We start from the raw sequence: 26,019 nt of genomic DNA on the forward strand, positions 1-26,019 counted from the left end.
GCAAGGTCTGAGTCGGTATTGGATAAAGCGAGTTGATGGGAACGGATGCTCTCTTTGTACATATCCATGACGGACTGAAGACAGGCTCTACGAGCATAGACTCAAGGGTCAACTTTATTTTTACTGTCTGCATTCTTTGCTAATTTTGAGCTTCATTTATCCGCTCGTGGCAACACCAGATCGGGTACCCACTTTGGAACACTCAAAATTTATTCAACCTTTCAATTTACAAATAGCTTTTTAAGGCTACCAGAAAATAGTTTTTTGATTGTTTTCCTGATTACATTTCTCGATTCCAGAATCTAGAAGCGCTTTAGATTGGGTATGCGTCTTAAGAAAAAATCAGGAAACATGAAGGTGATGCCCTAGTCTATTAGAAGCTTGCCGTCAGCTGTGATGCCGTAGATAAATTTCAATTAAATTAAACTTAAATCAATGCCAAGTCTGGGGTTTCTTTCCATTTTTTCTGGCTCCTAATTAAGGAAAGTTTAAAGTTTTTTAAATTTCCCATGCTATTCACACAGGATCTCATATACTTGTGAGCTTTCCTCTCTATCGATAGGGAGAAAGTAGGCATCCGCGCTCTGCACAATAGATAGAGGATAGCAAGTATACTCACATACAAGCATCCAAGCGAGACATTTGTATCCTAACTTCTATCCTCTTGGTTGCGACCTCGGATGTTGTTGAATTTCAAGTCTCTCAAGCGTCTACAGCCAGCTAAAATTAACAGGTCTACAGTAAGCGACAAGCATGGCGGTCTGGAAAGCTGGCTGTAGTATCCGGCTGCCAAGGGAGAGGGGGAATATGTCGTTAAATCCCAATGTCGGGCGTTCGGGCATTGTGCTGGAGAGTAGAGCATCCTACGACCAGTCTGATTCTGGACAGAATCGATGGATAGAAGTGCTGGTGGATTGTCCAGAAGCAGAAGCGCAGAAGCGGTTGTATACCTATCGGTTGCCTGCCCAGTTGCAAGTGCAGCCGGGGGATATTCTGAGCGTACCGTTTGGGGCGCAAGTTTTGGGAGCGATCGCGATTCGGATTTGCGATGCACCGCCGCCAGATTTGAACCCAGCCAAAATTCGGGATGTAGAGGATGTAGTCAGTGCTGGGTTTTTCCCGCCGACCTACTGGCAACTGCTGAACCAAGTCGCCCAATACTACTACACCCAGCTGATTCAGGTGATTCGAGTCGCGCTACCGCCGGGATTACTGGGGCGATCGCAGCGTCGCCTCCGGCTTGCCCAAGGCGAAGGCGAAAACGGGGGACAAGCGGGAAGTGCCCATTACCTGAGTCCCACTGCCTGTAAGATTCTGGAACTTCTGCAAGCTCAACCCTCTGGAGACTACAGCTTCGTCTACCTCCAGCGTCAAGTTAAAGGAGCCTATCGATCGATCCGGGAGCTATTGCGGCTCAAGTTAGTCGAAAGTTACCTGGAACCGCCCAGAACCCAGCGACCGAAGTTACAGAAAGCCGTGACGCTGGTTGTCGATGTTTTTCCCCTCGACTTAACGCAGCGCCAACGGGAAATTTTGGAAGTGCTGCGGCGGCGCGGCGGCGATTTGTTGTTAACGGAGTTGCTGCAAATCTGCAACGCCAGTTCATCCACCATCAAGACGCTGGAGCAAAAAGGCTGCGTGGTTATTCAAGAACGGGAGATGTTGCGGACTTCCGCAGAACCGCTCTTGGCTGGGGATCAACCGAAAGCATTAACACCGGCTCAATCTGAGGCGCTAGAAGCGATCGCGTCTTTATCCGGTTTTGCGAAGGTGCTGTTGCACGGAGTCACGGGTTCCGGGAAGACAGAGGTGTATTTACAAGCGATCGCCCCCATCTTAGAACGGGGACAATCCGCCCTCGTCCTCGTCCCGGAAATTGGTTTGACACCCCAACTCACCGACCGATTTCGCGCCCGTTTTGGCAACAAAGTCTGCGTCTATCACAGCGCCCTTTCCGATGGCGAACGCTACGACACTTGGCGGCAAATGCTGGCGGGTGCAGCCCAAGTTGTGATTGGCACCCGTTCAGCTATCTTTGCCCCACTGCCACGCCTAGGGCTAATCGTGTTGGATGAGGAACACGACTCCAGCTTCAAGCAAGACCAACCCGCACCCACTTATCACGCCCGTACGGTCGCTACTTGGCGTGCTGAGTTGGAAAACTGCCCCCTCGTTTTAGGTTCCGCTACTCCTTCCCTAGAAACCTGGATAAATATTACGAGTCCGGAGTTAACCGCTTCAACTCAAAACTCAGACGCGATGAATCGCGTCTCTCCAACTCAAAACGCGCTTACCCATTACCTCTCATTGCCAGAACGCATCCAATCGCGCCCGCTACCGCCGGTAGAAGTGGTGGATATGCGCCAAGAGTTGCAGCAAGGGAATCGCTCAATTTTTAGCCGATCGCTTCAGGAAGGCTTACAGCAGCTGCAAGATCAGGGGAAACAGGGAATTTTATTTATCCATCGGCGGGGACATAGTACTTTTGTTTCTTGTCGCAGCTGTGGGTATGTGATTGAGTGTCCTCACTGCGATGTTTCGCTGTCGTATCACCACACCCATGAAGAAGCCGCTGAATTATTGAGGTGTCATTACTGTAATTTTGTGCGATCGCATCCTCAATCCTGCCCCGAATGCGGTTCTCCCTACCTGAAATTTTTTGGCAGCGGCACCCAGCGAGTCGCCCAAGAATTAGCGCAGCAGTTCCCTCAGTTGCGCTATATCCGGTTTGATAGTGACACCACTCGCACCAAAGGCGCTCATCGCACGCTGCTGACACGCTTTACCAACGGAGAAGCCGACTTATTAATTGGGACTCAAATGCTCACCAAAGGGCTAGATATATCCCAGGTGACACTGGTGGGAGTGGTTGCTGCTGATGGGTTGCTGCATCTCCCCGACTATCGGGCATCCGAGCGAGCATTTCAAACCCTAACTCAGGTGGCAGGTCGTGCCGGTCGCGGCGACGATCCCGGTCGAGTCATTATTCAAACTTACTCCCCGGAACACCCAGTCATTCAGGCAGTACGGCGACATCAGTATCAATCTTTCATCGAGACAGAGTTAGAACAACGAGAGGCGCTGAATTATCCCCCCTACGGGCGTCTTATTTTGTTGCGGCTAAGCAGCACCGATGCCGCAGAAGTGCAGGAAACTGCTGAGATGCTAGCTGCGGGGCTAGCTTCCAATACACCCCAGAGGGATAGCAGTTCAGATGCTCACCCCACCAGCCCAGTGTATGAGGTGTTAGGGCCAGCACCAGCGAGTATCTTACGGGTGGCGAATCGATATCGATGGCAGATTATGCTGAAGTTTGCGCCTAATTCGCTGCCAGAATTACCGGATTTCAACGAGTTGCGCCTTTTGTGCCCGTCCTCAGTCAGCTTGACAATAGACGTTGACCCGCTGAATTTGATGTAATACCCAAGCCTGAACTCAGGTTCTGATTTCACACTAATTCATCGGGGTTGATGCCCATTGCCCTCAAGCGTTCTGCCAAGCGCTCAGCGCGTTCTTCTGCAAGCTGTGCGATTTCCGTACCATCTAGCAGCAAGTTTCCCTGAGTATCCCACCAGCGCAACCAGGGAAATTCCATATTTGTGTATCGTCCCTGCCAAATCCCCAACTCTACCCCTAAAGGCTCGATGGGATAGTGTCCGCGCTCGTTAGGCTGCATCATCTGATAGCGCCCGTTAATTAATTGGTACACTTCCACTCGTGCCAGATTGACTTCATAGATGCCATAGAAGGGAACGCGAATCGCCTGCTCGTAAACCCAAAACTTGCCAGTTATCGGCGTTCTGTCTCGTTCTTGGGAACCATCCCCAGAGACAAACTCCAACACAATCAGCGGCGCAACGTATTCTTGCCACAAGACATAAGAACGTCGGTATTGACCGTTCAAAGTCGGCGGGACATTCGGCACATAAAACCAATCTGGTGCTTCTGCTCCTCTTTCAGGCGGTTCCGTTATCCGCCAATAGATCCCGCTATCCCGACCGATACAGTATTGTCCATCGGGATGAATTTGCTGCAAAACTGGTTCTATACAATGGGTCAGCAAATCGCCTTGGGGCGGTTCTTGAAAGTTTTTCACAAATGTGCCATCGGAGTCTGGTAACTGGGTATGGTCTGGGAGAGTGAAACCGACGGCAAATGGTATCTCTGCTGAGGTCATGGAAACCTCCTACTATATATAAATGAATCTTGATTAATTATTCTTGTAGTAACAAATCTGCGGCTACTAATCTTTCTTGAATTGCCAAGATAGCGGCTTGAGTGCGATCGCGCACTTCCAATTTTTGTAAAATGGCATGGACGTGAACCCGAACTGTACCCAAGGCAATATGCAGCCGTTCGGCAATTTCTTGATTTGTCTTCCCAGCGGCAATTAATGCTAAAATTTCCTGCTCCCGACTGGTAAGCGGAGTTGCTAAAGGTTCAGCGGTTTTGGATGAAGTTGGTGTCGGTGTATCGTCAAATGCGGCGCGAATTTCTGCTGTACCCGTTTGATCCCACCATGAGGCACCTGCGGCGACTGAACGCAGTGCTAAAATTAACACCTCAGCTTCAATTCCTTTGAGACAATAGCCATGAGCGCCAGCCGCAATTAACCGTTCAATCAAAGGCTTTTGGGAATGAGAAGTTAAAACCAAAACGGGCATTTTTGGATGACGTTGTTTGATTTGGCGACACGCTTCAACGCCTCCTAACCCAGGTAGTCCCACATCAAGCAGCACTACATCTGGTAAATGGCAATTCGTCAATTCCACAGCGGTTTCGCCATCAACTGCTTCACCAACGACTTCTAACCCTGCCTGTTGCAACCGCATCCGCAGTCCCAGGCGAAACAGTTCATCATCTTCCACCAACAAAATCCGCAGTGAAGGTTTCATTTCAAAGGTCTTGGAGTTTTGGTCGGAAAACCGAAAAAAGGTAATTTATCCTTTTTTATTTTCAATTTCCACTAAGTGGGGAGGCAATCGGAAGCCAAACATTGCCCCGCGTGGTTTCTGGTTTTCTCCCCAAATTGTACCGCCGTGCGCTTCAATAATCTGACGAGTCAAATATAAACCCAGTCCCGATCCTGTGGCAACGCGATCGCTATGTCCTTGATAAAATCGCTCAAATAGGTGGGGTAACTCTTCTTCGGTGATGCCCTGCCCATTATCGATAATTTTCACAATTTGATAATTAGCATGGTACTCCAGTATGACTTCCACCTTACCGCCACGCGGGGAATGATTAATGCCATTAGTGAGTAAATTTATAAAGACTCGCTGTAATTGCAAGGCATCTCCATTCACCCACAAAAAGCGGTGAAAATCGGTTGAACCATGACGGAGAGTAATATACACCCGACGCGAAGAAGCTAAATCTGTCAATGTAGCGATCGCTTCAGTAGCCAAGGTAACTAGATTCACAGGCGATCGCACCAGTTTTAGTCCTTTGGTATCGTTACGATATACATCCAGCAGCGTCTCCACCAGATGTAATGTCGAAGTGTGAGAACGAACCATCATCGCCAAAACTGTTTGTTGCTGAAGCGTACAATCACCGAAGTGTCCTAATTGGAAAGATTTAATCGTTTCAATCGCGCCTAACAATGGAGTTTTGAGATCGTGTGTCAAAGTAGAGGCAAAATCTTCACGAATACTTGCCAGTTGTTGTTGCGATCGCAATTGCGCCTGTTGTCTCTGAATCGCCTCTTCATAATGCTGGTTTCGACGCAGCAACCAGCAAGTTACCGCCAACGCCATCACTGCAATCAATCGGTTTGCCACTGTTGACGGTTGGATCGGTTCAAGAGCAGGAGAAAACAAATTTAAGATAGTTAGACTAGCAGCAGAAAGGGTGAGTATAAGCGTTGCAGGGTGACTCAAGCGTGAATTCGTTAGTAAAATTGGTCCGATATAGAGGTAGCCAAACACATAGGATGGAGGTGTGGAAAACTCCAGCATAATCAAGACAGTAAATGCCCCTACAATTAGCAAACGCATAGTTGAGTGCTGATTTTTAGTCACAAGATTTGCTTTGATAGCTACCAAGGTGCGTAACCTCCTCATCAGATGTATTTTCCAACTGATGAATGGCACCACATGACATATACTATATCCTCACTTTAGCGATAAACCTGAATCTATACTTGCAGGTATAGAAGGTGTATTAATACATATATATCTAGGTTATATATCTAATCTAATTGTGGTATTTCTCTTCTACGTATTAGAATGCTAGTCGGACAAATTAAAGATTTGTTTGTCTAATTTATCTGCAAAAAAATCGTATAGCTTCGATTAAATTAGGTTTAATTTATGTGGCAAGGCTTATTTCAAATTGTTATTAACTTACTGATTGTGGTGGCAATCAGTAAGTTTTTTGGTAGTTACATAGCTAGTGTATTTAAAGGAGAGAAAACCTTTCTTGACCCAATAATGGTACCAATAGAAAAAACTATCTATGCACTAGGGGGCGTGCGAAACAAAGAGAATCAAACGAGTTGGCAGTATGCCCGTGCCTTGCTTTACACCAACTTGGTCATGGGTGTATTAGTTTATCTAATTCTCATACTACAGCAATTCCTGCCCCTAAATCCTACCGGATTAAGTGCCCCTAGTTGGGATTTAGCACTCCATACAACAATCTCATTTTTGACCAATACAGACCAGCAGCATTATTCTGGCGAAAATACCTTCAGCTATGCCAGTCAGATGTTAGCACTGGGTTATCTAATGTTTACCTCAGCCGCGACCGGATTAGCTGTGGCAATCGCCTTTATTCGCGGCTTAACTGGCAACTCGTTAGGTAACTTTTACGTTGATTTAATTCAATCCATTACCCGGATATTGCTACCTCTGTCCATCTTAGGAGCGCTATTATTAATCATTCTAGGCGTTCCAGAAACCTTAGCTGGGCCGCAGACAGCTACGACGTTAGAAAATGGAATACAAATCATTGCCCGTGGTCCTGTAGCCCATTTTGAAAGTATCAAACAGTTAGGAGAGAATGGCGGCGGATTTTTTGCCATCAACTCCGCCCATCCATTTGAAAATCCAAATGGTTTCTCCAATCTGCTAGAAACAATTGCGATGGTTTGCATTCCAGCGTCGCTGATTATAACTTACGGCATCTTTGCCGATAACAAAAAACAGGGATGGCTGCTGTTTGGGATGGTATTTATTATCTTTACCATTCTGACTATCATTACTGCCATTGGCGAATATCAAGGAAATCCTCTAGTGAATAATCTCCTAGGAGGACAGCAATCTATTCCTAACTTAGAAGGCAAAGAAGTTAGATTTGGTTGGGCACAGACAGCACTTTGGGCAATTACGACAACCGGAACTATGTGCGGTGCTGTCAACGGGATGCACGATTCCCTAATGCCTCCTGGAGGCTTTTCTACCCTCTTTAATATGTTCCTTCAAATTGTCTGGGGCGGTCAGGGAACTGGAACAGCTTACTTGTTCATCTACCTAATTTTGACCGTATTTCTGACCGGCTTGATGGTGGGAAGAACCCCAGAATTTTTGGGGCGAAAAGTTGAGAAAAAAGAAATCGTTCTTGCCAGCGTCGTGCTACTCATCCACCCGATAGCAGTATTAATTCCCTCAGCCATTACTCTTTCTTTTCCTAACACCCTCGCTGGAATCAGCAATCCCGGCTTTCACGGCATCTCCCAAGTCGTCTACGAGTACACTTCAGCCGCTGCCAACAACGGATCGGGCTTTGAAGGATTGGGCGACACTACCCTGTGGTGGAACTTGAGTACCTGTTTCAGCCTCTTACTCGGTCGCTATATCCCGATTATCGCCATGCTGCTGTTAGCTGACAGCATGGCTCACAAACAACCAGTACCCGAAACTACCGGAACCCTCCGCACCGATACGCTTCTATTTACCGCCGTCACCGCGGGAATCCTCTTGATTTTAGGCGCGTTAACCTTCTTCCCAGTTTTAGCACTTGGTCCGATAGCCGAAGCCTTCCAAATTGCTAAAGGAGGATAAATAAACCCTACTTTCCTCCTCTGTGTGCGTTCTCTGCGGTTAGTTTCTCCCTGACTACTTATGACATCTGAAAATTCGACTTCGCCTCAACAGATTCGCCAACCACGCCAACCACGTTCTTCGCGTAAACATACCTCCAAGGTAAATACCAAAGGGCTTTATCAGAGAGCCTTCCGGGATGCTTTTGTCAAGCTCAACCCACGAATGATGCTGAAAAATCCAGTCATGTTTCTAGTGTGGGTTGGTACCATCATCACTGCACTGGTAACAATTGACCCAAATTTGTTTGGCACAGTACCGGGCGAAAACCAGCGCCTATTTAATGGTCTAATTACCGTAATTCTGCTATTTACCCTGCTATTTGCTAATTTTGCGGAAGCGGTGGCAGAAGGACGCGGTAAGGCACAAGCTGACTCGATGCGGGCAACAAAATCCGACACAACTGCTCGGAAATTATTGCCCGATGGCTCAATTGAAGAAGTCTCTTCAACTAATTTAAGGCAAGGCGATCGCATAAAAGTGATTGCTGGTGACACCATCCCCGCCGATGGGGAAGTAATTGCGGGTGTCGCCTCCGTTGATGAATCGGCAATTACTGGGGAATCTGCGCCAGTGTTGAAAGAACCCGGCTCAGATATTGCGAGTTCTGTTACCGGCGGCACGAAAATTATCTCTGATCAACTAACTCTGCGAGTAACATCCGACCCAGGTAAGGGATTTTTAGACCGGATGATTGCTTTAGTGGAAGGCGCAGAACGTAGCAAAACACCCAACGAAATCGCCTTGACGGTATTGCTGGCAGTTCTGACTCAGGTGTTTCTGATTGTCGTAGCAACGCTGCCATCATACGGAAACTACGTTAATAATCCGGTGGGCGTAGCCACGCTGATTGCTCTGTTAGTGGCGCTGATTCCTACCACGATTGGCGGCTTGCTGAGTGCGATCGGGATTGCCGGGATGGACAGAGTAGCCCAGTTTAACGTGGTAGCGACATCTGGACGAGCCGTAGAAGCGTGTGGCGATGTCAATACCCTGATTTTGGACAAAACGGGCACGATTACCTTAGGAAACCGTTTAGCTGAGGAATTCATCCCAGTTAACGGTCATTCGATGGATGAGATTGCCAAAGTTGCTCTGGCTGCCAGCGTATTTGATGAGACGCCAGAAGGCAAGTCAATTGTCAGACTCGCAGAGAAGTTAGGGTCAACAGTAGATTTTGACCGCAATGCAGCTGAAGCAATCGAATTTTCTGCCAAAACACGCATGAGCGGTACGGATTTGCCCGATGGTCGTGAAGTCCGTAAGGGTGCGGTAGATGCGATCAAGGGATTTGTGCGTTCCCGTGGCGGTAATCTGGCACCAGACCTCGATGCCGCCTACGAAAAAGTTTCCCGGCTCGGTGGTACACCTCTAGCCGTTTGTCAAGGCAGCGACATCTACGGCATCATTTACCTGAAAGATGTCATTAAACCAGGAATACGCGATCGCTTTGACCAACTGCGGCGGATGGGCGTTCGCACCGTGATGTTAACTGGCGACAACCGAATCACCGCTTCCGTTATCGCCCAAGAAGCCGGAGTCGATGACTTCATCGCCGAAGCTACGCCAGAAGACAAAATCGCCGTGATTCAGCGCGAACAAGCAGCAGGTAAATTGGTTGCCATGACTGGCGATGGCACCAACGATGCCCCAGCCTTGGCTCAAGCGAATGTGGGTGTAGCGATGAACTCTGGCACTCAGGCGGCGAAAGAAGCGGCGAATATGGTGGATTTGGATTCTGACCCCACCAAGTTAATCGACTTAGTGACAATCGGCAAACAACTGTTAATTACTCGCGGGGCGCTGACTACTTTTTCCCTTTCAAATGATATAGCCAAATACTTCGCGATCATCCCCGCGATATTTGCTTCATCTGGAATTAATAGTCTCAATCTTATGGGATTAGCGAGTGCCAAATCGGCGGTTTTATCAGCTCTGATTTACAACGCTTTGATTATTCCCGCTTTGATTCCTTTGGCGCTGACTGGAGTTAAATTCAGACCGCTCACGGCTAATCAATTGCTGCAACGAAATATCCTAATTTATGGCTTGGGTGGAGTGATTGCGCCGTTTATTGCAATTAAAGTAATTGATGTTTTGATTGCTGCTGTGGGTTTAGCTTAAAAAGAACCGCTCCAGAACACAAAGAGAAGGAGCGAACACGGAGATTTATGAAGCGATTTAATTTGAGTGAGATATTTTCGGTGGAAATGGTTCAGAGTATTGATTTGTTGAAGGCGCAATGGCGCAAGCAACCTTTGCTGCGGCAACTATTTATTCTGTTGTGCTTGAATCTGCTGATAACGCCAGCTGTGCAAGCCGCAACCGGAGGAACTCTTTCTTCAGGACAAACTTTCTGGTTGATGGCACTCGGTCTACTAACGATAACCTTGTCGATTTACCTGTTTGTGGTTATTTTCCAACCGGAACGCTTCTAAAAAACATTTTTGAGGTTTGAATTTTCAATAAAACTCAAAGCTCTGCAAGGGCAGGGTATCCCGGCTCCTACAAAACTCCCATTTTTTAGGTCTTTTATGCGAGAAACTATTAAAGCAATTCGAGTCGCCTTAGTTCTCTGGATACTAACAGCAATCATTTATCCCTTGTTCACGATAATAGTTGGGCAAGTTTTGTTTTCCTATCAGGCAAATGGCAGCATCATCGAAAATCAAGGACGAGTCTATGGCTCTGCCTTAATAGGTCAACCCTTCTCTTCTCCTCAATATTTCACAAGTCGTCCTAGCACGACGAACTACAGCAGCTTTACAGCCGCAGAACGCGATCCAAAGAATATAAGTCAAATCACTGGTGTATCTGGTGCCAGCAACCTTGCTCCTACCAATCCAGATTTACTCAAGCGAGTAGAAGCGACAACCCAACAATTGAAAGCGTCTGGTATCCAGCCCACAGCCGATATAGTTTACACCTCTGGCTCTAGCTTAGATCCTCATATCAGCGTAGAAACTGCCTATAACCAAGCCGCAAGGGTGGCGGCGGCTCGCTCTTTATCAGCAGATCGAGTTCAAGCATTAATTCCCAAATACACTGATGGTAGATTTTTGGGGATTTTCGGAGAACCTGGGGTGAATGTCCTCAAGTTGAATTTAGCGTTAGATAATTTACAATCTGCCAGTAATTTATAGTTCATCGTGAAAGGCAATGAACAATGAACAATTAACATCTAACAATTATGATTCCTAAAAGTGAGTTTTCAGGAGCGCTGAATTCTAACATTCGTCCCGCCCGACGAGGCAACCACAAAATATACATTGGCATGGCTCCCGGTGTCGGCAAAACTTACCGGATGCTGGAAGAAGCCCACCAACTTAAACAGGAAGGGATTGATGTTGTTATCGGGTTGCTGGAAACCCACGGGCGAAAGGAGACGGCTCAAAAAGCTCAGGGGCTGGAGATAATACCCCGTAAAACAATTATTAGAGGCGGGATGACTCTGACAGAAATGGATACAGATACCATTTTGGAGCGTCAGCCGCAGTTGGTGTTAGTAGATGAACTGGCGCATACAAATGTCCCCGGTTCCGTACGGGAAAAGCGCTACCAAGATGTTGAGGTAATTTTGGATGCGGGAATTGATGTCAATTCTACGGTAAATATCCAGCATCTAGAAAGTCTCAATGATTTGGTGGCGCGAATTACTGGCGTTGTGGTACGAGAACGCATTCCAGATCGGTTGTTGGATGAAGCAACGCAAGTAGTGGTGATTGACGTTACGCCGGAAACTTTGGAAGAAAGGCTAGTGGAGGGAAAAATCTACGCGCCGGATAAGATAGATCGGGCGCTACAAAATTTCTTTCAACGGCGTCATTTAGTAGCGTTGCGAGAGCTGGCACTACGCGAGGTGGCGGACAACGTTGAAGAGGACGCGATTACTTCTACACCCAGTGATGGATTTTGCTCAGTTCACGAACGGGTGCTGGTGTGTATTTCGACTTATCCAAATTCGGTACAACTGTTGCGACGCGGGGCGCGAATTGCTGATTATATGAGGGGTCGCCTGTATGCGGTGTTTGTGTCCCATCCGGAACGCTTTTTGACTAAGGAAGAAAGTTTATATATTGAAACTTGCGAGAAGCTAACTTTGGAATTTGGCGGGGAATTTTTAAGAGTAACTAATCTTGACGTACCGCAGGCGATTGCCTCTGTTGCTCAACAGTATCGGATTACTCAAGTGGTGCTTGGGCATTCTCAAAAATCTCGTTGGGAGTTATTCTGGAAGGGGTCTTTTGTCCAGAAGTTGATGCGCTATCTCAAAAATATCGATTTGCACATCATTGCAGCTGAACAAACCTCATCTAAGCAATAAATACAACTAATTAAGTTTTCAGGGTTAATTTTTAATTACTAAAATGATGCGCGTAATTGGTTTGATAAGCGGCACGTCGGTAGATGGTATTGACGCCGCTTTAGTAGAAATTTCTGGTAAAGACTTAGATATAAAAGTGACTCTGCTAGCAGGAGCCACCTATCCTTATCCAGATGCGCTCTCAAAGCAAATTCTAGAAGTTTGTGGCGGGTCATCCTTGTCAATGGAAGAATTTGCCCAATTAGATGATGCGATCGCTTACACCTTCGCACAAGCAGCCCAAAACATTCAAAACAGCAACCCCCCAGCCGAGTTAATTGGCTCTCACGGACAAACTGTTTTTCATCGCCCGCCCACAGAGCAGGGGAGAGAGGGAAAAGAAGAGACTTCATCTTTTATCCTCAATCCTTCACTCAGTCCTCAGTCCTCAGTCCTCGACCCTTCACTCAGTCCTCAGTCATCCGTCCTCAGCACTCCTTTAGGTTACAGTCTGCAATTAGGTCGGGGTGCCTTAATTGCCCATCTGACAGGTATTCCCACAGTAAGTAATTTCCGGGCGGCGGATATTGCCGCCGGTGGACAAGGTGCGCCTATGGTGCCAGCAGTAGATGCTTATTTATTGAGCCACCCTGACAAGTACCGATGTGTCCAAAATATTGGCGGTATCGGGAATGTCACTTACCTCCCAGCGCGTCGGGACAGCTGGCTAGAAGAGATCCGAGGCTGGGACACCGGGCCGGGAAATGCGCTTCTAGACCTGGCGGTGCAGTATTTAACGAATGGAGCCAAAACCTACGATCAAGATGGAGCTTGGGCGGCAGCAGGCACAATCTGCCACGATTTAGTAGAGCAATGGCTCCAGCAAGATTACTTCCAGCAGCAACCGCCCAAATCAACGGGTCGAGAGCTATTTAGCTACACCTATCTCCGGCAGTGTATCGCAGATGCCTCTGCTTATGAGTTGAGTAGCGCTGATCTGCTGGCAACGCTGACTGAACTCACTGCTGCGTCAATTGTTCATAGTTACCGCACTTTCCTGCCGCAGATGCCTGACGAGGTGTTATTGTGTGGCGGTGGTAGCCGCAATCTCTACTTAAAACAGCGCCTACAAGCGACTTTACAACCCGTGCCAGTGTTGACAACGGATGAAGCAGGTGTGAATGCTGATTTCAAAGAAGCGATCGCTTTCGCTGTTTTGGCATATTGGCGTCAGTTAGGCATCCCTGGCAATCTTCCCCAAGTGACCGGCGCAACTTCTGCCGTACTACTTGGAGAAGTTTATTTTCCTACAAATCTCAAAGCTCTGCAGTGAATGCGTTTCAGCTATTTCTTCATATTAATTTTAGAAATGAAATGGCTAGAATGGCGTGAACGGTTTTGAAAAAGGGCTGCTATGACGACCTTCCCGCCTCAAAAAAACACAGCTCACGATCGGCGTCGGTGTTATTGCCTAAATCCTAATTGTCAGCAGCCAGAAAATCCTGGAAATGCCGCAATCTGCGAAAGTTGCGGATCGCAATTACTGCTGAGCGATCGCTATCGTGCGATTAAACCGATTGGTCAAGGAGGTATGGGGAGAACTTTCCTGGCTGTGGATATATCCCAGCCATCGGAACCGCGCTGTGTCATTAAACAGTTTTTTCCTCAACAACAAGGAACTAATAATCGCCAAAAAGCAGCAGAGTTATTCCGTCAAGAAGCAACTCGCTTAGAGGTTGTTGGGAAACATCATCAAATTCCCGAACTGCTTGCATATTTTGAGCAAGATGACCATCAGTATTTAGTGCAACAGTTTATCGATGGAGAAAACTTAGCTCAAGAATTAGCCAAAAAAGGACCGTTTAAAGAAATAGAAATTCGGCAACTCCTGCAAAGTTTGCTGCCAGTGTTGCAATTTGTCCACAGTCAACAGATGATTCACCGGGATATTAAACCCGAAAACATCATCCGCAACCGTCGAGATGGCAAACTCGTGTTAGTCGATTTTGGCGCAGCAAAGTATGCGACTGAGACGATGCTAGGCAGAACCGGAACGGTTATTGGTTCTGCTGCGTATACGGCTCCCGAACAAGTAAAAGGGAAAGCGATTTTTGCCAGCGATGTGTATAGTTTGGGTGTTACTTGTATCCATTTGCTCACCCAAATTCCTCCTTTCGATCTAAGCGATACGAGTGAAGATACCTGGGTTTGGCGGGATTTCTTGAAGACGCCAGTCAGTAAACAGTTTGGTAGCATTCTCGACAAAATGCTGCAAACAGGTACGAAGCGGCGCTATCAATCAGCAGATGAAGTATTGCAAGATTTGAATGGGCGATCGCTCCCAACTACTAAACGTAATTCTAAGAAAAAATGGCTGATAGCCGGTGCCTTCCTATTGTTTGGATATGCGGGAGTGCGGTACTTAGCTTCGCCTGTGGTAGAGATGGTGACTCAGGAAGTTGAGAGGCAAGCATCTCTGACGGAAGGCAGCTTATTCGCGATTGTGGATGGACAGGAGCGAGTGTTTCCGTTGAAACATACGGAAGTTGTGGCGAAAGTCACAGGGAATGTGTCGCGGGTGGAGGTAACGCAGACCTTTGAAAATCCCTTTAACAATCCTTTAGAAGCGGTCTATAAATTTCCACTCCCCGATGAAGCGGCAGTGGATGACATGGAAATAAAAGTAGGCAATCGCATCATCCGAGGCGTTATCAAAAAACGCGAAGAAGCAAAGCAAATTTACGAACAAGCCAAACAAGAAGGAAAAACTGCTGCCTTATTAGACCAAGAACGAGACAATATTTTTACTCAGTCCTTGGCTAACATCAAACCAGGCGAAAAAATCGATGTCACAATTCGCTACAGTGAAAGCCTGAAGTTTGAAAAAGGTAGCTATGAATTTGTCTTTCCTATGGTGGTAGGGCCACGCTATATCTCAGGACCTTCAACGAATAGCAACAGCAATACAAACTCAGTTACCGACACTTCGCAAATCAATCCGCCGACTTTACCAGCCGGAAGCCGTTCTGGACAAAATATTGGCGTAACCGTTGAAATCGAAGCCGGGGTGCCAGTCAAAGAAGTGCGATCGCCTTCTCATCAAATCCGTACCACTCAAGATGGTCGCATCATGCGGGTTGAATTGAGCAAGGAAAACGCAATTCCGAATAAAGACCTGATTTTACGTTATCAGGTATCGAGTGCCCAAACCCAGTCCACAGTATTATCAGAGGCGGATGAACGCGGCGGTCACTTTGCCACCTATTTAATTCCAGCCGTGGAATATCAAAGTAATGAGATTGTACCCAAAGATGTGGTATTTCTCATGGATACTTCTGGCTCTCAAAGTGGACCGCCAATTGAGCAATCAAAGGAACTGATGCGCCGGTTTATCAATGGACTCAATCCCGGCGATACCTTTAATGTTGTTGACTTTTCCGATAGCGCGACGCAGCTATCTCCTATACCTTTACCGAATACGCCGCAAAACCGTGAGAAAGCCCTAAATTATATCAATCGCCTAGATGCTAACGGTGGCACCGAGTTATTTAATGGCATTCAAACTGTGTTGAATTTCCCCGCCGCGCCAGAAGGACGCCTGCGGAGTATTGTCTTGATTACTGACGGTTTGATCGATCAAGACCAGCAAGCGATCGCAGAAATTAAAAAGAGGCTGAAGCCGGGAAATCGTCTTTATAGTTTCGGTGTTGGCCCTTCAGTGAACCGCTTCTTGATCGATCGTTTAGCAGAGGAAGGACGGGGCACTTCAGAAGTCGTTCCCCCTAGAGAATCCGCCCAAAAAGTCGTCGAAAAGTTCTCCCAACAGATCAATAATCCCGTACTTACGAATATCGAAGTGAACTGGGAAGGGAGTGGAAAAGCACCGCAAATCTATCCGATCAAACCCCCTGATTTGTTTGCCAATCAGCCTTTGGTGTTATTTGGACGTAAAGGCGATCGCGCTAAAGGAACTTTGCGAATTACTGGAATCGTCGCCGGTGGTAAACGCTATGAGAAGAAGTTACCGATTGAATTTGATGGCGGTGGCAATAGCGCGATCGCTCAACTTTGGGGACGCGCCCGGATTAAAGATTTGATGAATGAAATCTATGCTGGCGAAAACCCAAATAATGTCAAAGCCGTTACCGATACCGCGCTAGCTTATCGGTTGTTGTCGCAATACACCTCCTTTGTTGCTGTCACGGAAGAAGTGCGAGTCGATTCCAAGAAAACTCAGCAGGTGCAAGTGCCGGTAGAAACGCCAGAGGGTATGAACGCCGAAGCAACGTCTAGCCAAAACGGTAACGTGCCTTCACTCAGCCAAGCGCCACCACCTAGCAAAGCGTTAGTTGCTAGCAAACCTACTGCTAGCAAAATGCCGTCAGCACCGTCAGCACCGTCAGCAGCGAACAGCCAGCCGCTATCTAGCTCAGCACAGCCATCCAGCCAATCGTTAAATCCCGATCCAGTGCCCGAACCCAGCCAAATCTTAGGCAACATCTTGGCTGTTCTCTTGCTGGGAATGTACTTTGCCTGGAAGCGGTTGAAGGGTTTGAAAAGCACTCCGCCTGGAAACTAATCCCAGTCCACTTTTTTACCGCTATATTAAACTTCATCAGTCAAAAATATAGCAATCCTGTTTTAATTGTGAGCTTCCAGCCTTTCCGCTCCCCGACTTCGTAAAAGTTGTCGGGGAGCTTGCTTTCACGCATCCTTTAAGAGTGCTATAGGTGCAATTAAAATTCTACGGAATTCTCATTTTTGCTGCCTGGTTTTAACAGCCAAAATCGACAAATTAATCCGAAAATAAATACAGAAATCATAGAAAAGATTACAGAACCATCACCAAGATGCCAATATTCAAAAGCTTCTTTATTTGATAACCCTGCCAAAACCGTCATCAAAGCCACCCGTATCCCATTTAGCGTAAAGGCTACGATGACAGCAACGAATGGTAATAAAATCTTTTCCTTTAATTTAGTTGGAAAAATGAGTAAAACAACTAAAGCTAACCCCAATAGCTGAAGGATAGTACCTACACCGGCACAAGCTCCGCCAATTTGTACAGACCCAGTTGGCAAACTTAAAATCTCCCCTTGCTGCACAACGGGGAATCCTAAAAACCAAAGAATAACAGATGTAAGTTTAGCGGTTAATAAAGATACATTAAAAAATTTCAATATTAATTCTTGATTTAAGACGAAAAAAGCCAGTAGCAGCAATTCCCGCCAATACTGCTTTAATCCTTTAACCCCAGAGGCAATTAAACCCAAGCCCAGCATTGAAATCAAAGGTGTAACGTGAAGGGTAAAACCATAGCCGGGGTAAAGACTTTTAAAGAGTACCAAACTAATCAGTGCGAACCCAAAAATGCTAGAAAAATCATCGCTTTTCAGCTCTAATCCGTCCCGTTTCTGCCAAAGTAGGGATGATACCGCAGCCCAAAATAAGAAGCTTGTACTCAGCAGTTCAGTATTGCCACTCCTCCAAGTCAAAGTAAGATGAATTGTAATTAAGCCTGCCGCGATCGCTATCAACCAGAGTTTCAAGTCTTTGACAAGTTTTAGCCTGCTCATGATTCGATAAAAGTTTTGCTCGGTAGGACACACCCGCTGGCTGCGGCTATACTAAAGAACACCGACGCTGCAACGCTTTCCGTAATAGGACTTGATATTGTGGATCGTCAATGATGTAAGCACCAAAGCGCTCTAAATGGGGGTTCATCATTTGGGCGTCAAAGAAAGCAAAATTGCGCGATCGCAATCTTTCCACCAACTTCACCATCGCCACCTTTGACCCCTCTGGAATCCGGTAGAACATAGATTCCCCAATAAACGCACCCCCGATGACAAGTCCTAAAATTCCTCCAGCCAGTTCCTCTCCCTGCCAAGTCTCGAAGCTATAAGCCCAACCCTCTTCATAGAGTGCCAAATAAATCTCTTGTAGTTCTGGGGAAATCCACGTTGTTTCTCGATCCGCACACCCAGCCACTACACCCTGGAAATCCCGATTGACAGCAACAGTAAAGCGTTCTTGGTTGAGAACACGCCGCAGTGACTTCGGGTAGCGAAACTGCCCATCGAGGGGAACGAGTGTTCTCTGACGGCTGGAATACCATCCCAAGCCATTGTCGTCATCCGCCATCAGGAAGTAGCCTTGGGCATACCCCTGAATAATGGTGGGAATATCAAACTCCATGCACTCAATCCAAGCGGGTTAATGACGTATTATCCGATCTATGTATATCTCTAACAGCCACAAATGGCTGCATAGATGTCCTGATGAGATACCACCTTAATATCTAAAATACTGCCCCAACTTTTAGAATCATTGAGTCGGCATCTGAAATTTAAAAGCTGAGAAGCGAAAAGCTGATACGTGAAAATGTCTCAACCCATCCCACCGATCACCTTACCACCAGCCGAAAATCCTCAACAGGAGGGCAAATGGCTGCAAAGCGCATTGCACAAGTGGCTCGATGAAGAGTTTATTCCAGAGGCTGTCAATCAAGAGATTGCCCAACGAGCTTCCCAGATTTATGTCCGCCAGCGGATGGAAGGGGAAAACGACCTGGGTTCTCTGGTGATTGCCATTCTGACAGAGATGCAGGCGTTTGATTTTTCCAGAAGTTTTTATAGCGAGTTTGCGATCGCGAATGCGGTCAGTGAATTGCTCTTAGACAGTCTTGGCATCGACCGCTGTTGCGGTCAATAGTCAATAGTCAATAGTCATTGGTCAAACGCAATCAACTAAAGACTAAAGACTAAAGACTAAAGACTACCAGCTAGACTTGACAACTCCCGGCAACAGGCCTTGGTGTGCCCATTCCCGCATAACGTTGCGAGACAGACCAAAATCCCGGTATACGCCTCTAGGACGCCCAGTCACCCAGCAGCGATTCCGCAGTCGTGTGGGCGCACTGTTGCGCGGCAGTTGCTGTATCTGCCGATGAATCGTCAGCTTCTGTTGTTGGGTTGTTGCATTCTCAAATGCTTCCTGCAACGTTTCACGCTTAGCGGCATACTTATCTACCAGCTTCTGGCGTTTTTTCTCCCGCTCAATCATGCTCTTTTTAGCCATGAATTATCCTACTTTGTTCCAGCAATAAAGACACCATTCTCCATTCTAGCGGATGGTATCAATTAGAAGCTTCCACAATTTGAGGAGATGTGGCGAGGCTAATATTCACAGAATCTGAGGGCGACAAATTAGCAGAAGGACACAAATCCGCAAGGACACAAGCATGGCACACCGGATTTTTGGCTTTACAAATTGCCCGACCATGATAGACCAACCGAATTGACCAGTTTTCCCAATCCTCTAGGGGCAATAGTCTCATTAAATCTCGCTCTATCCGCACTGGGTCTGTATATTCTGTCAAACCCAATCGGTAGCTGAGGCGCTTCACATGAGTATCCACTGTTACGCCTTGATTGATGCCGTAAGCGTGAGCCAGAACGACATTCGCCGTCTTTCGCGCTACTCCTGGTAATTCCAGCAACAATTCCATTCGTTTTGGCACCTGTCCTTTAAATTTCTCCACAATCAGGACGCAGGCACCTTGAATATTTTTAGCTTTATTGCGATAAAAGCCGGTTGAACGGATCAGGGTTTCCAACTCGGCAATATCAGCGTTTGCCAAAGCTGGGGCGTCGGGAAACCGAGAAAATAAGGAGGGGGTTACTTGATTCACCCGTTCATCGGTACATTGAGCGGAGAGAATGGTTGCGACCAATAACTGTACCGGCGTCTCGTAGTTCAGCGTACAGGGTGCATCTGGATACAATCGCTTCAGGCGAATCAAAATCTCCAAAGCACGCTGCTGCTTAGCTGACCATGTACGGGTAATGTTCATAAATCGTCAATTGTCTAGTTGGTAGGGGCGCATGACCCTGCGCCCGTACAGGTCAGTTATCCATTGTTAAAAACGATAGACAACTGCGTTCATTGCAAGAGTTTTTGAACCCACTCCAGGTTAGCAGTGTCTCGAACAATCAAGAAAATTCCCAAACCCAGAAGCAACATCAAACCAGTTTGCATAATGCCATCTTGGATTTGAGTCGGCAAAGGTTTACCCCGCAAGCCTTCAATCAATAAGAAAGCTAGTTGACCACCATCGAGAGCCGGTAGCGGCAATATGTTGATAATCGCAAGGTTAATGCTGATCAAGGCAGCAAACTGAAACAGATTCGCTGCGTCTGACTTGGCAATACTGGCACCAAGTTCCACAATTTTAACCGGCCCAGCAACCTGATCGGCTGTTTCGCCAAAGTTACTGATCAGTTGTACAAAGCCCTGAGCCGTTAAAACGACAAATTCTTGGTACTTTGTAGCCGCAGTGGTCAAAACTTCTACAGGATTCTTGAGGTGCCGACGCACTACTTTGCCGCTAGGAGCTAGCTGGACACCGATGCGACCTTTCCCATCGCTTCCGGGTTGCGGTGTCACGGTCAGGGAAATGATTTGACCTTGACGTTCAACGCTCAGGGGGACCGGCTGGTTGGGATTATTTTGAATGACCTCCATAAGCTTTGGAATGGCTTCCTTGGAGGCTTTCAGTGGTTGACCGTCTGCTAAGAGAATAATGTCTCCTGCTTTGATGCCAGCCTTGAGTGCAGCCGAACTTACGTCTGAGGCGACTTGGGGAACCAAGACACCAGGCTGATAATTAAATTCCTGAACGCCTACGAGACCCAGTTGAGTCGCTAGCAGCAAGTAAGCAAATAGCAAGTTGGCGATGACACCAGCGCTAATGACAATGGCTCTGTCGAGAATGGGTCGGTTGCGTAATAGATTGGGGTCTTCTGGAGGAATATCACTGTCGGGGTCATCATCAGGGAAACCGACAAATCCGCCTAAGGGAAAAGCCCGGATGGCATATTCGGTTTCCGGTCCCTGGTACTTCCAGAGGATCGGCCCAAAGCCGAGGGAGAAGCGGTTGACGTGAATTCCTTGAAGACGAGCTGCCATGAAATGACCCAGCTCATGTACCACAATCAAAAGCGCCAAGACTGCGATCGCCGCAAAAACAGGCATATTAATAATTAATTCAACTAACTACATACTTCTTCATTCTACGGTGTTGCGTCCGGAAGCTGGGTGAGTTCAGGGAAGAGGAGCCGGAAAGCATCAAAATACAGAGTGAGGAATTCCTTCTTCGCCTCCCCGCAGAAATCGCTTCACCAAGCGCTCCCACTCTCGCCAACTTCAAATTTCATCGGGTGGTTAATGAAATGATTAAAAAAGATAGTTGACAGATGCTGAAAATTTTGAGAATCTAGATAAAGATAAAGTTTTGCGGGTATAGCTCAGTGGTAGAGCGTCACCTTGCCAAGGTGAATGTCGCGCGTTCGAATCGCGTTACCCGCTCTTCTGGTTAAAATCATATAAGAAGTAGCCCTTTCTTCAGGCATAGGTCTTCAGAGGTACAGAGGATAAATCTGATTATCTATAAGTCGGAGCATTTCTAGGCAAAGGTTTACAGTGTTAAAATTCGCCTAGATTGTCTGTGTCTTTAAAGGCATTCATTCAGTAGTACCCAGTCCGAAGAAAGGCGGTTGCTAGGTGCAAACTAAAAAAAGTCTAACAGACGAACCCGGTTCCGAAAATCTTAAGTTAACACTTTCATATCTTTGTTTAAATAGCGCTTGTGCCATCTCAGAAAGATCAGAAGATTGACTTAAATAACGATTACCCGTGCCCATGCCGACGTAGAGGGCGTTTAGTACCGATTACGCTGACAGAAGCGTTTGGCTGCGATCGCTGTCAGCAAATCTTCGTGGTTGAAGAGAGTGGGTATGCGATCGAACAACTGTCTACAAGCTATCCCTACAAGCGATCGTGGCGGTGGACGGGTCATCGCTGGAGTACTGCTCATCCAGGGCTTGGGGACAGCTACCTACCTGTTTCCTTAGGAATCATTGCGGTGGTACTGATCGCAGGGCTTTGCTTAGCTCAGATTTCACCTCCCGCCCCTCCTGGTATCATTATTGTGCTGTGTGCGATGGTGAGCGTGTTGGCGCTATTGGTGCCAGCGCTGATCATCTGGCTGACTCACCGACGTTAGCCCAATGGCAATCAACGATATTACTCCGACCCCCGACCCAATGAACGCTGTTCGTCGCGCTTATGAAGCTTCCCTGGAATTGGCAACTACCAAGGGAGTAGAGCGCAGCCGTGCTGTCGCCGCAATGGCGCAGGCACTTCAGAGATCCTTAGACGATATTTTGGAAGCAAACACCCTGGATCTGGAAGCCAGTCGCGAAATGGCAGCACATGAGCTGATTTTAGATTGGCTGAAGCTGACACCTGAGCGGCTGCAAACCACCATCCACATTTTGCAACGGTTAGCTGAGTTGTCCGATCCGATCCGGCGGGTGATGAACGCGACTTATCAGCTAGAACACTCGCAAACTTACTCCCAGCTAATGCCGCTGGGGGTCATTGCATTGATTTACGAAGCCTTTCCGGAGCTAGGAGCGATCGCTGCCGGGATGTGTCTGAAAACTGGTAACAGCCTGATTCTCCGAGGTGGAAGTGAAGCTAGCCACTCGAATACGGTCATTGCCCAAGTTCTACAATCAGCCTTAGAACGAGCAGGTATGCCACCGGGTTGTCTGGAGCTACTACCATCAGAGCAAGGCGCTTCCATTCGGGATTTAGTCATTCAAGACCGATACATTAATTTGGTGATTCCCTATGGTCGCCCTAGTTTAGTCCAAAAAGTGATCCAGCTCTCAACTGCACCCGTCTTAAAGTCGGCGATGGGAAACTGCTACCTCTATTGGTCGCCTACGGGTAGCTTAGAGATGGCTCGGAACGCAATTTTAGACAGTCATCAAAGCGAGCCAGACCCTGTTAATGCGATTGAAAAGGTTTTGATTCATCCAGCTTGCAAACCTTCTTCTCTAACAATGCTTTGGAACAGTCTTAAGGAAAAAGGGTTTCAACTCAGAGGAGATAGGGATTTGGTGACACAATTTCCAGATTTGAAACTAGCTAATGAATTAGAGTGGAGTCAAGCCTATCTTGATAAGATTGTGGCTTTTAAACTGGTAGAGAGTATCGAGGAAGCCATTATTTGCATTAATCAATACAGCAGCGGTCACGCCGACTGTCTAGTTTCTGAATCCTATCAAGAAAGCCGCCAATTTGCTCTCGGCGTTAATAGTGCCTCAGTCTATCTCAATTCTTCTCCCCGATTTTCGCGTAACCCCAAGGGCGGAGACTCCTTATTTCTGGGAATGTCTAACCAAAAAGGACATCGCCGAGGGCCAATTGGCTTAGAATCTTTTACCACCGTTAAGCACGTCGTGCAGGGACACAACTAAAAAGGCAAAAGAGAGAAGGATGAAGGGAAAACTGCTTCATCCTTCATCCTTTCTTTCCGCTCTCTTTTGCCTTTTAACTATTTATTGTTTACTCTCTTCGACCAGTTTTACCTTTGAGGCTAAACCGAGCGACTGAAGAAATTGAATGGTCATCCACGTTAGGTCAATTTCCCACCACTTTAAGCCATGTCGAGCGGAATATTGAAAAGCATGGTGGTTGTTGTGCCAACCTTCGCCATAGGTGAGTAAAGCCACCCACCAACAATTAGTCGAGCGATCCTCAGATTCGTAAGTGCGATAGCCAAATTTATGCGTTGCACTGTTGACAAACCAAGTGCAGTGAAACACTGCAACGATCCGAACAAAAATTCCCCAAACCACAAAAGGCCAACCGCCCAAGGCGTAAAGAATTAAACCTAAGACAACCTGAATGGGAATGAAATAGTTTTGTAAAAACTGATAGACCGGATCGCCAGAAATATCTTTAGTAACCCGAGGGATGTCTGTATCCGCAGGGTTTTGATAAAGCATCCAGCCCATGTGACTCCACCAAAAGCCTTTGTTGGAATCATGAGGATCTAAGTTTTCATCCGAGTGCAAATGATGGAGGCGATGTATGCCTATCCAGTTAATCGGACCTCCTTGGCAGGAAAGGGTGCCGCAGAGAACAAAGAAGTATTCTAACCACTTAGGCGTTTGGAAACTACGATGCGTTACCAGACGATGAAATCCCAGCGTAATTCCCAAGCCACCCGTTACCCAGTGGAAAAAGACGGCGACACCAACCGCAGCCCAACTGAAGTTACTGGGAAATAGGGCGAAAAGCGCTGCGATGTGTAACGCAGCCATGTAGATAATAATGACCCAATCAGGACGGAGAGGCGAGTCTTGTCTCACCTGTTCTTGATCTTTAGTTGTGGTCGCAACAGTCATGCAGTAACCTTGATAAAAATTGTGCAGCCCAACCTGCTATTGGATTTGGGATTTTGATCTTGGTCTTGTAAGGGCGGCTTGTTTGCCCTGCTTTTACTGGAAATGCAAATTTTTACATTGCCAAAAGCTCCAAAATCTAAAATAAATAAGAAATCTCTTTCTCCAGGTATTGATGAACAGCTTTCAACAGCTACAGGAAGCAGAAAAGGTACTGTTTCCGATTTTTTCCGCAATTGACGCAACAGTCAAGCAAAATCTCAAACGAGTGCTGGAAGCCTTTCGTCACCATCGGGTGGGGGCGCACCATTTCGCTGGTGTCACCGGCTACGGTCACGATGATTTAGGGCGTCAGACGCTCGATCGGGTATTTGCGGACGTGATGGGTGCCGAAGCTGCTGCGGTTCGAGTGCAGTTTGTGTCCGGTACTCATGCGATCGCCTGTGCCTTATTTGGCGTTCTTCGTCCTGGAGATGAAATGCTGGCAGTGGTCGGTGCCCCCTATGACACGCTAGAAGAAGTTATTGGTTTGCGTGGGCAAGGCCAAGGCTCCTTACTTGATTTTGGCGTTAGTTACAAAGAATTGGCTCTTACGGAAGAAGGAATTATTGATTGGCAAGCGCTGGCGACAGCAGTTAGCGATCGCACCCGTCTCGTCTTAATCCAGCGTTCCTGCGGCTATTCCTGGCGTCCCAGTCTTTCGATTACCGACATCGAAAAGATTGTTTTCCTGGTTAAACAACAAAATCCCAACACAGTTTGCTTTGTCGATAATTGTTACGGGGAATTTATTGAAGAACAGGAACCCACCGCTATCGGTGCCGATCTAATGGCTGGTTCTTTGATTAAAAATCCTGGTGGTACTATCGTAACCGCTGGCGGCTATGTTGCGGGGCGGGCAGACTTAGTAGAAGCCGCTGCCTGTCGTTTGACTGCACCAGGGATTGGCAGTAGTGGCGGTGCCAGTTTCGATCAACATCGCCTGATGTTCCAAGGATTGTTCCTCGCACCGCAAATGGTCGGGGAAGCCATGAAAGGAAATCACCTGACGGCTTACGTTTTCGATCGGCTGGGTTATGCAGTGAATCCTTTACCAATGGCACCCCGTCGAGATGTGATTCAAGCCATCAAATTGGGTTCGCGTGAGAAGATGATTGCCTTTTGTCGAGCCATTCAACAGCACTCGCCCATCGATTCCTATGTCGATCCCATACCCGGTGATATGCCGGGATATGAGAGCCAGCTAGTGATGGCTGGAGGTACGTTTATTGAAGGCAGCACCTCTGAATTGTCATCCGATGGGCCGCTGCGAGAGCCATACGTTGTATTTTGTCAAGGCGGAACCCATTGGACTCATGTAGCGATCGCGCTAGAAGCCGCAATTGAAGCTGTGGGGCCAGCTTAGAATAAT

Annotated in this window: 21 protein-coding genes, 1 tRNA gene and 1 pseudogene; 14 read left to right on the top strand and 9 right to left on the bottom strand. The window is 47.2% G+C overall.

From position 1 onward, the window contains the following. Positions 1–807 precede the first annotated feature (807 nt). Entirely contained in the window at positions 808–3,420 is a 2,613-nt protein-coding gene (priA, locus tag NC997_RS16390; RefSeq protein WP_190526234.1) for a primosomal protein N', read from the top strand. A 28-nt stretch (positions 3,421–3,448) separates the two neighbouring features. Here priA and NC997_RS16395 read toward each other — a convergent pair whose 3' ends face one another. The 3 genes from NC997_RS16395 to NC997_RS16405 are packed head-to-tail and all read right to left on the bottom strand — an operon-like array spanning position 3,449 to position 5,999. Then, a complete protein-coding gene (locus tag NC997_RS16395) occupies positions 3,449–4,177 on the bottom strand; it encodes a Uma2 family endonuclease (protein ID WP_190526236.1) in 729 nt (242 codons plus the stop codon). Positions 4,178–4,214: 37 nt separating this feature from the next. Next, positions 4,215–4,895: a response regulator transcription factor gene (locus NC997_RS16400; protein ID WP_190526238.1), complete on the bottom strand. Its 681-nt coding sequence runs from the start codon at positions 4,893–4,895 to the stop codon at positions 4,215–4,217. Positions 4,896–4,940: 45 nt separating this feature from the next. Beyond that, positions 4,941–5,999 carry a HAMP domain-containing sensor histidine kinase gene (locus NC997_RS16405; RefSeq protein ID WP_199306114.1) on the bottom strand — a complete coding sequence of 353 codons (1,059 nt, stop codon included), beginning with the start codon at positions 5,997–5,999 and terminating at the stop codon, positions 4,941–4,943. Positions 6,000–6,314: 315 nt separating this feature from the next. Between NC997_RS16405 and kdpA the strand changes: the two genes are divergently transcribed. From kdpA to NC997_RS16445, 8 genes and pseudogenes are all read left to right on the top strand, one after another. After that, positions 6,315–8,006 carry a potassium-transporting ATPase subunit KdpA gene (gene kdpA, locus NC997_RS16410; RefSeq protein ID WP_190526242.1) on the top strand — a complete coding sequence of 564 codons (1,692 nt, stop codon included), beginning with the start codon at positions 6,315–6,317 and terminating at the stop codon, positions 8,004–8,006. Between the two features lie 60 nt (positions 8,007–8,066). Next, positions 8,067–10,169: a potassium-transporting ATPase subunit KdpB gene (gene kdpB / locus NC997_RS16415; protein ID WP_190526244.1), complete on the top strand. Its 2,103-nt coding sequence runs from the start codon at positions 8,067–8,069 to the stop codon at positions 10,167–10,169. A gap of 47 nt (positions 10,170–10,216) precedes the next feature. After that, positions 10,217–10,483, top strand: a complete 267-nt coding sequence (gene kdpF, locus NC997_RS16420; RefSeq protein ID WP_190526246.1) for a K(+)-transporting ATPase subunit F — start codon at positions 10,217–10,219, stop codon at positions 10,481–10,483. A gap of 96 nt (positions 10,484–10,579) precedes the next feature. Then, positions 10,580–11,188, top strand: a complete 609-nt coding sequence (gene kdpC / locus NC997_RS16425) for a K(+)-transporting ATPase subunit C (RefSeq protein ID WP_190526248.1) — start codon at positions 10,580–10,582, stop codon at positions 11,186–11,188. A gap of 47 nt (positions 11,189–11,235) precedes the next feature. After that, positions 11,236–12,369 carry a sensor histidine kinase KdpD gene (locus NC997_RS16430; RefSeq protein WP_190526250.1) on the top strand — a complete coding sequence of 378 codons (1,134 nt, stop codon included), beginning with the start codon at positions 11,236–11,238 and terminating at the stop codon, positions 12,367–12,369. Between the two features lie 43 nt (positions 12,370–12,412). After that, entirely contained in the window at positions 12,413–13,681 is a 1,269-nt protein-coding gene (locus NC997_RS16435) for an anhydro-N-acetylmuramic acid kinase (protein ID WP_190526252.1), read from the top strand. Between the two features lie 81 nt (positions 13,682–13,762). Beyond that, positions 13,763–14,656: pseudogene (locus tag NC997_RS16440) on the top strand (serine/threonine-protein kinase); the annotation flags it as partial. A gap of 135 nt (positions 14,657–14,791) precedes the next feature. After that, positions 14,792–16,927 (top strand): VIT domain-containing protein, encoded by a 2,136-nt coding sequence (locus NC997_RS16445; protein WP_347276086.1) that lies wholly within the window; start codon positions 14,792–14,794, stop codon positions 16,925–16,927. Positions 16,928–17,084: 157 nt separating this feature from the next. Here NC997_RS16445 and crtA read toward each other — a convergent pair whose 3' ends face one another. Both crtA and aat read right to left on the bottom strand, forming a co-directional pair. Continuing rightward, complete coding sequence (gene crtA / locus NC997_RS16450; RefSeq protein WP_242031323.1) at positions 17,085–17,885, bottom strand: cyanoexosortase A; 801 nt, start codon at positions 17,883–17,885, stop codon at positions 17,085–17,087. Between the two features lie 85 nt (positions 17,886–17,970). Beyond that, positions 17,971–18,546 carry a leucyl/phenylalanyl-tRNA--protein transferase gene (gene aat, locus NC997_RS16455; protein WP_190429330.1) on the bottom strand — a complete coding sequence of 192 codons (576 nt, stop codon included), beginning with the start codon at positions 18,544–18,546 and terminating at the stop codon, positions 17,971–17,973. Between the two features lie 186 nt (positions 18,547–18,732). Between aat and NC997_RS16460 the strand changes: the two genes are divergently transcribed. Further along, positions 18,733–19,062: a hypothetical protein gene (locus NC997_RS16460; protein WP_190414429.1), complete on the top strand. Its 330-nt coding sequence runs from the start codon at positions 18,733–18,735 to the stop codon at positions 19,060–19,062. A gap of 63 nt (positions 19,063–19,125) precedes the next feature. On the opposite strand, the gene rpsN is transcribed toward NC997_RS16460, so the two are convergent. The 3 genes from rpsN to rseP form a co-directional block, all read right to left on the bottom strand. Next, the gene (gene rpsN, locus NC997_RS16465; RefSeq protein WP_190414428.1) at positions 19,126–19,428 is read right to left on the bottom strand and encodes a 30S ribosomal protein S14; all 303 of its coding nucleotides are present in this window, start codon (positions 19,426–19,428) and stop codon (positions 19,126–19,128) included. 58 nt (positions 19,429–19,486) lie between these two features. After that, complete coding sequence (gene nth / locus NC997_RS16470; protein ID WP_190414427.1) at positions 19,487–20,203, bottom strand: endonuclease III; 717 nt, start codon at positions 20,201–20,203, stop codon at positions 19,487–19,489. Positions 20,204–20,292: 89 nt separating this feature from the next. Beyond that, a complete protein-coding gene (rseP, locus tag NC997_RS16475; RefSeq protein ID WP_190526257.1) occupies positions 20,293–21,384 on the bottom strand; it encodes an RIP metalloprotease RseP in 1,092 nt (363 codons plus the stop codon). Between the two features lie 261 nt (positions 21,385–21,645). On the opposite strand from rseP, the gene NC997_RS16480 reads away from it, so the two are divergent. The 3 genes from NC997_RS16480 (at position 21,646) to NC997_RS16490 (ending at position 23,678) form a co-directional block, all read left to right on the top strand. Beyond that, positions 21,646–21,717: transfer RNA gene (locus NC997_RS16480), tRNA-Gly, on the top strand. A 280-nt stretch (positions 21,718–21,997) separates the two neighbouring features. Further along, on the top strand, positions 21,998–22,414 hold the full coding sequence (locus NC997_RS16485; RefSeq protein WP_190414425.1) for a hypothetical protein: 417 nt from the start codon (positions 21,998–22,000) through the stop codon (positions 22,412–22,414). 4 nt (positions 22,415–22,418) lie between these two features. Beyond that, positions 22,419–23,678 carry a glutamate-5-semialdehyde dehydrogenase gene (locus tag NC997_RS16490; protein WP_190526259.1) on the top strand — a complete coding sequence of 420 codons (1,260 nt, stop codon included), beginning with the start codon at positions 22,419–22,421 and terminating at the stop codon, positions 23,676–23,678. A gap of 81 nt (positions 23,679–23,759) precedes the next feature. On the opposite strand, the gene NC997_RS16495 is transcribed toward NC997_RS16490, so the two are convergent. Continuing rightward, the gene (locus tag NC997_RS16495; protein WP_190526262.1) at positions 23,760–24,611 is read right to left on the bottom strand and encodes an acyl-CoA desaturase; all 852 of its coding nucleotides are present in this window, start codon (positions 24,609–24,611) and stop codon (positions 23,760–23,762) included. Between the two features lie 172 nt (positions 24,612–24,783). Between NC997_RS16495 and NC997_RS16500 the strand changes: the two genes are divergently transcribed. After that, positions 24,784–26,013: a methionine gamma-lyase family protein gene (locus NC997_RS16500; RefSeq protein ID WP_190526264.1), complete on the top strand. Its 1,230-nt coding sequence runs from the start codon at positions 24,784–24,786 to the stop codon at positions 26,011–26,013. The last annotated feature ends 6 nt before the right edge of the window (positions 26,014–26,019 follow it).

The organism is Trichocoleus sp. DQ-A2, assembly GCF_039961915.1.
Classification (GTDB): domain Bacteria; phylum Cyanobacteriota; class Cyanobacteriia; order Cyanobacteriales; family FACHB-T130; genus FACHB-T130.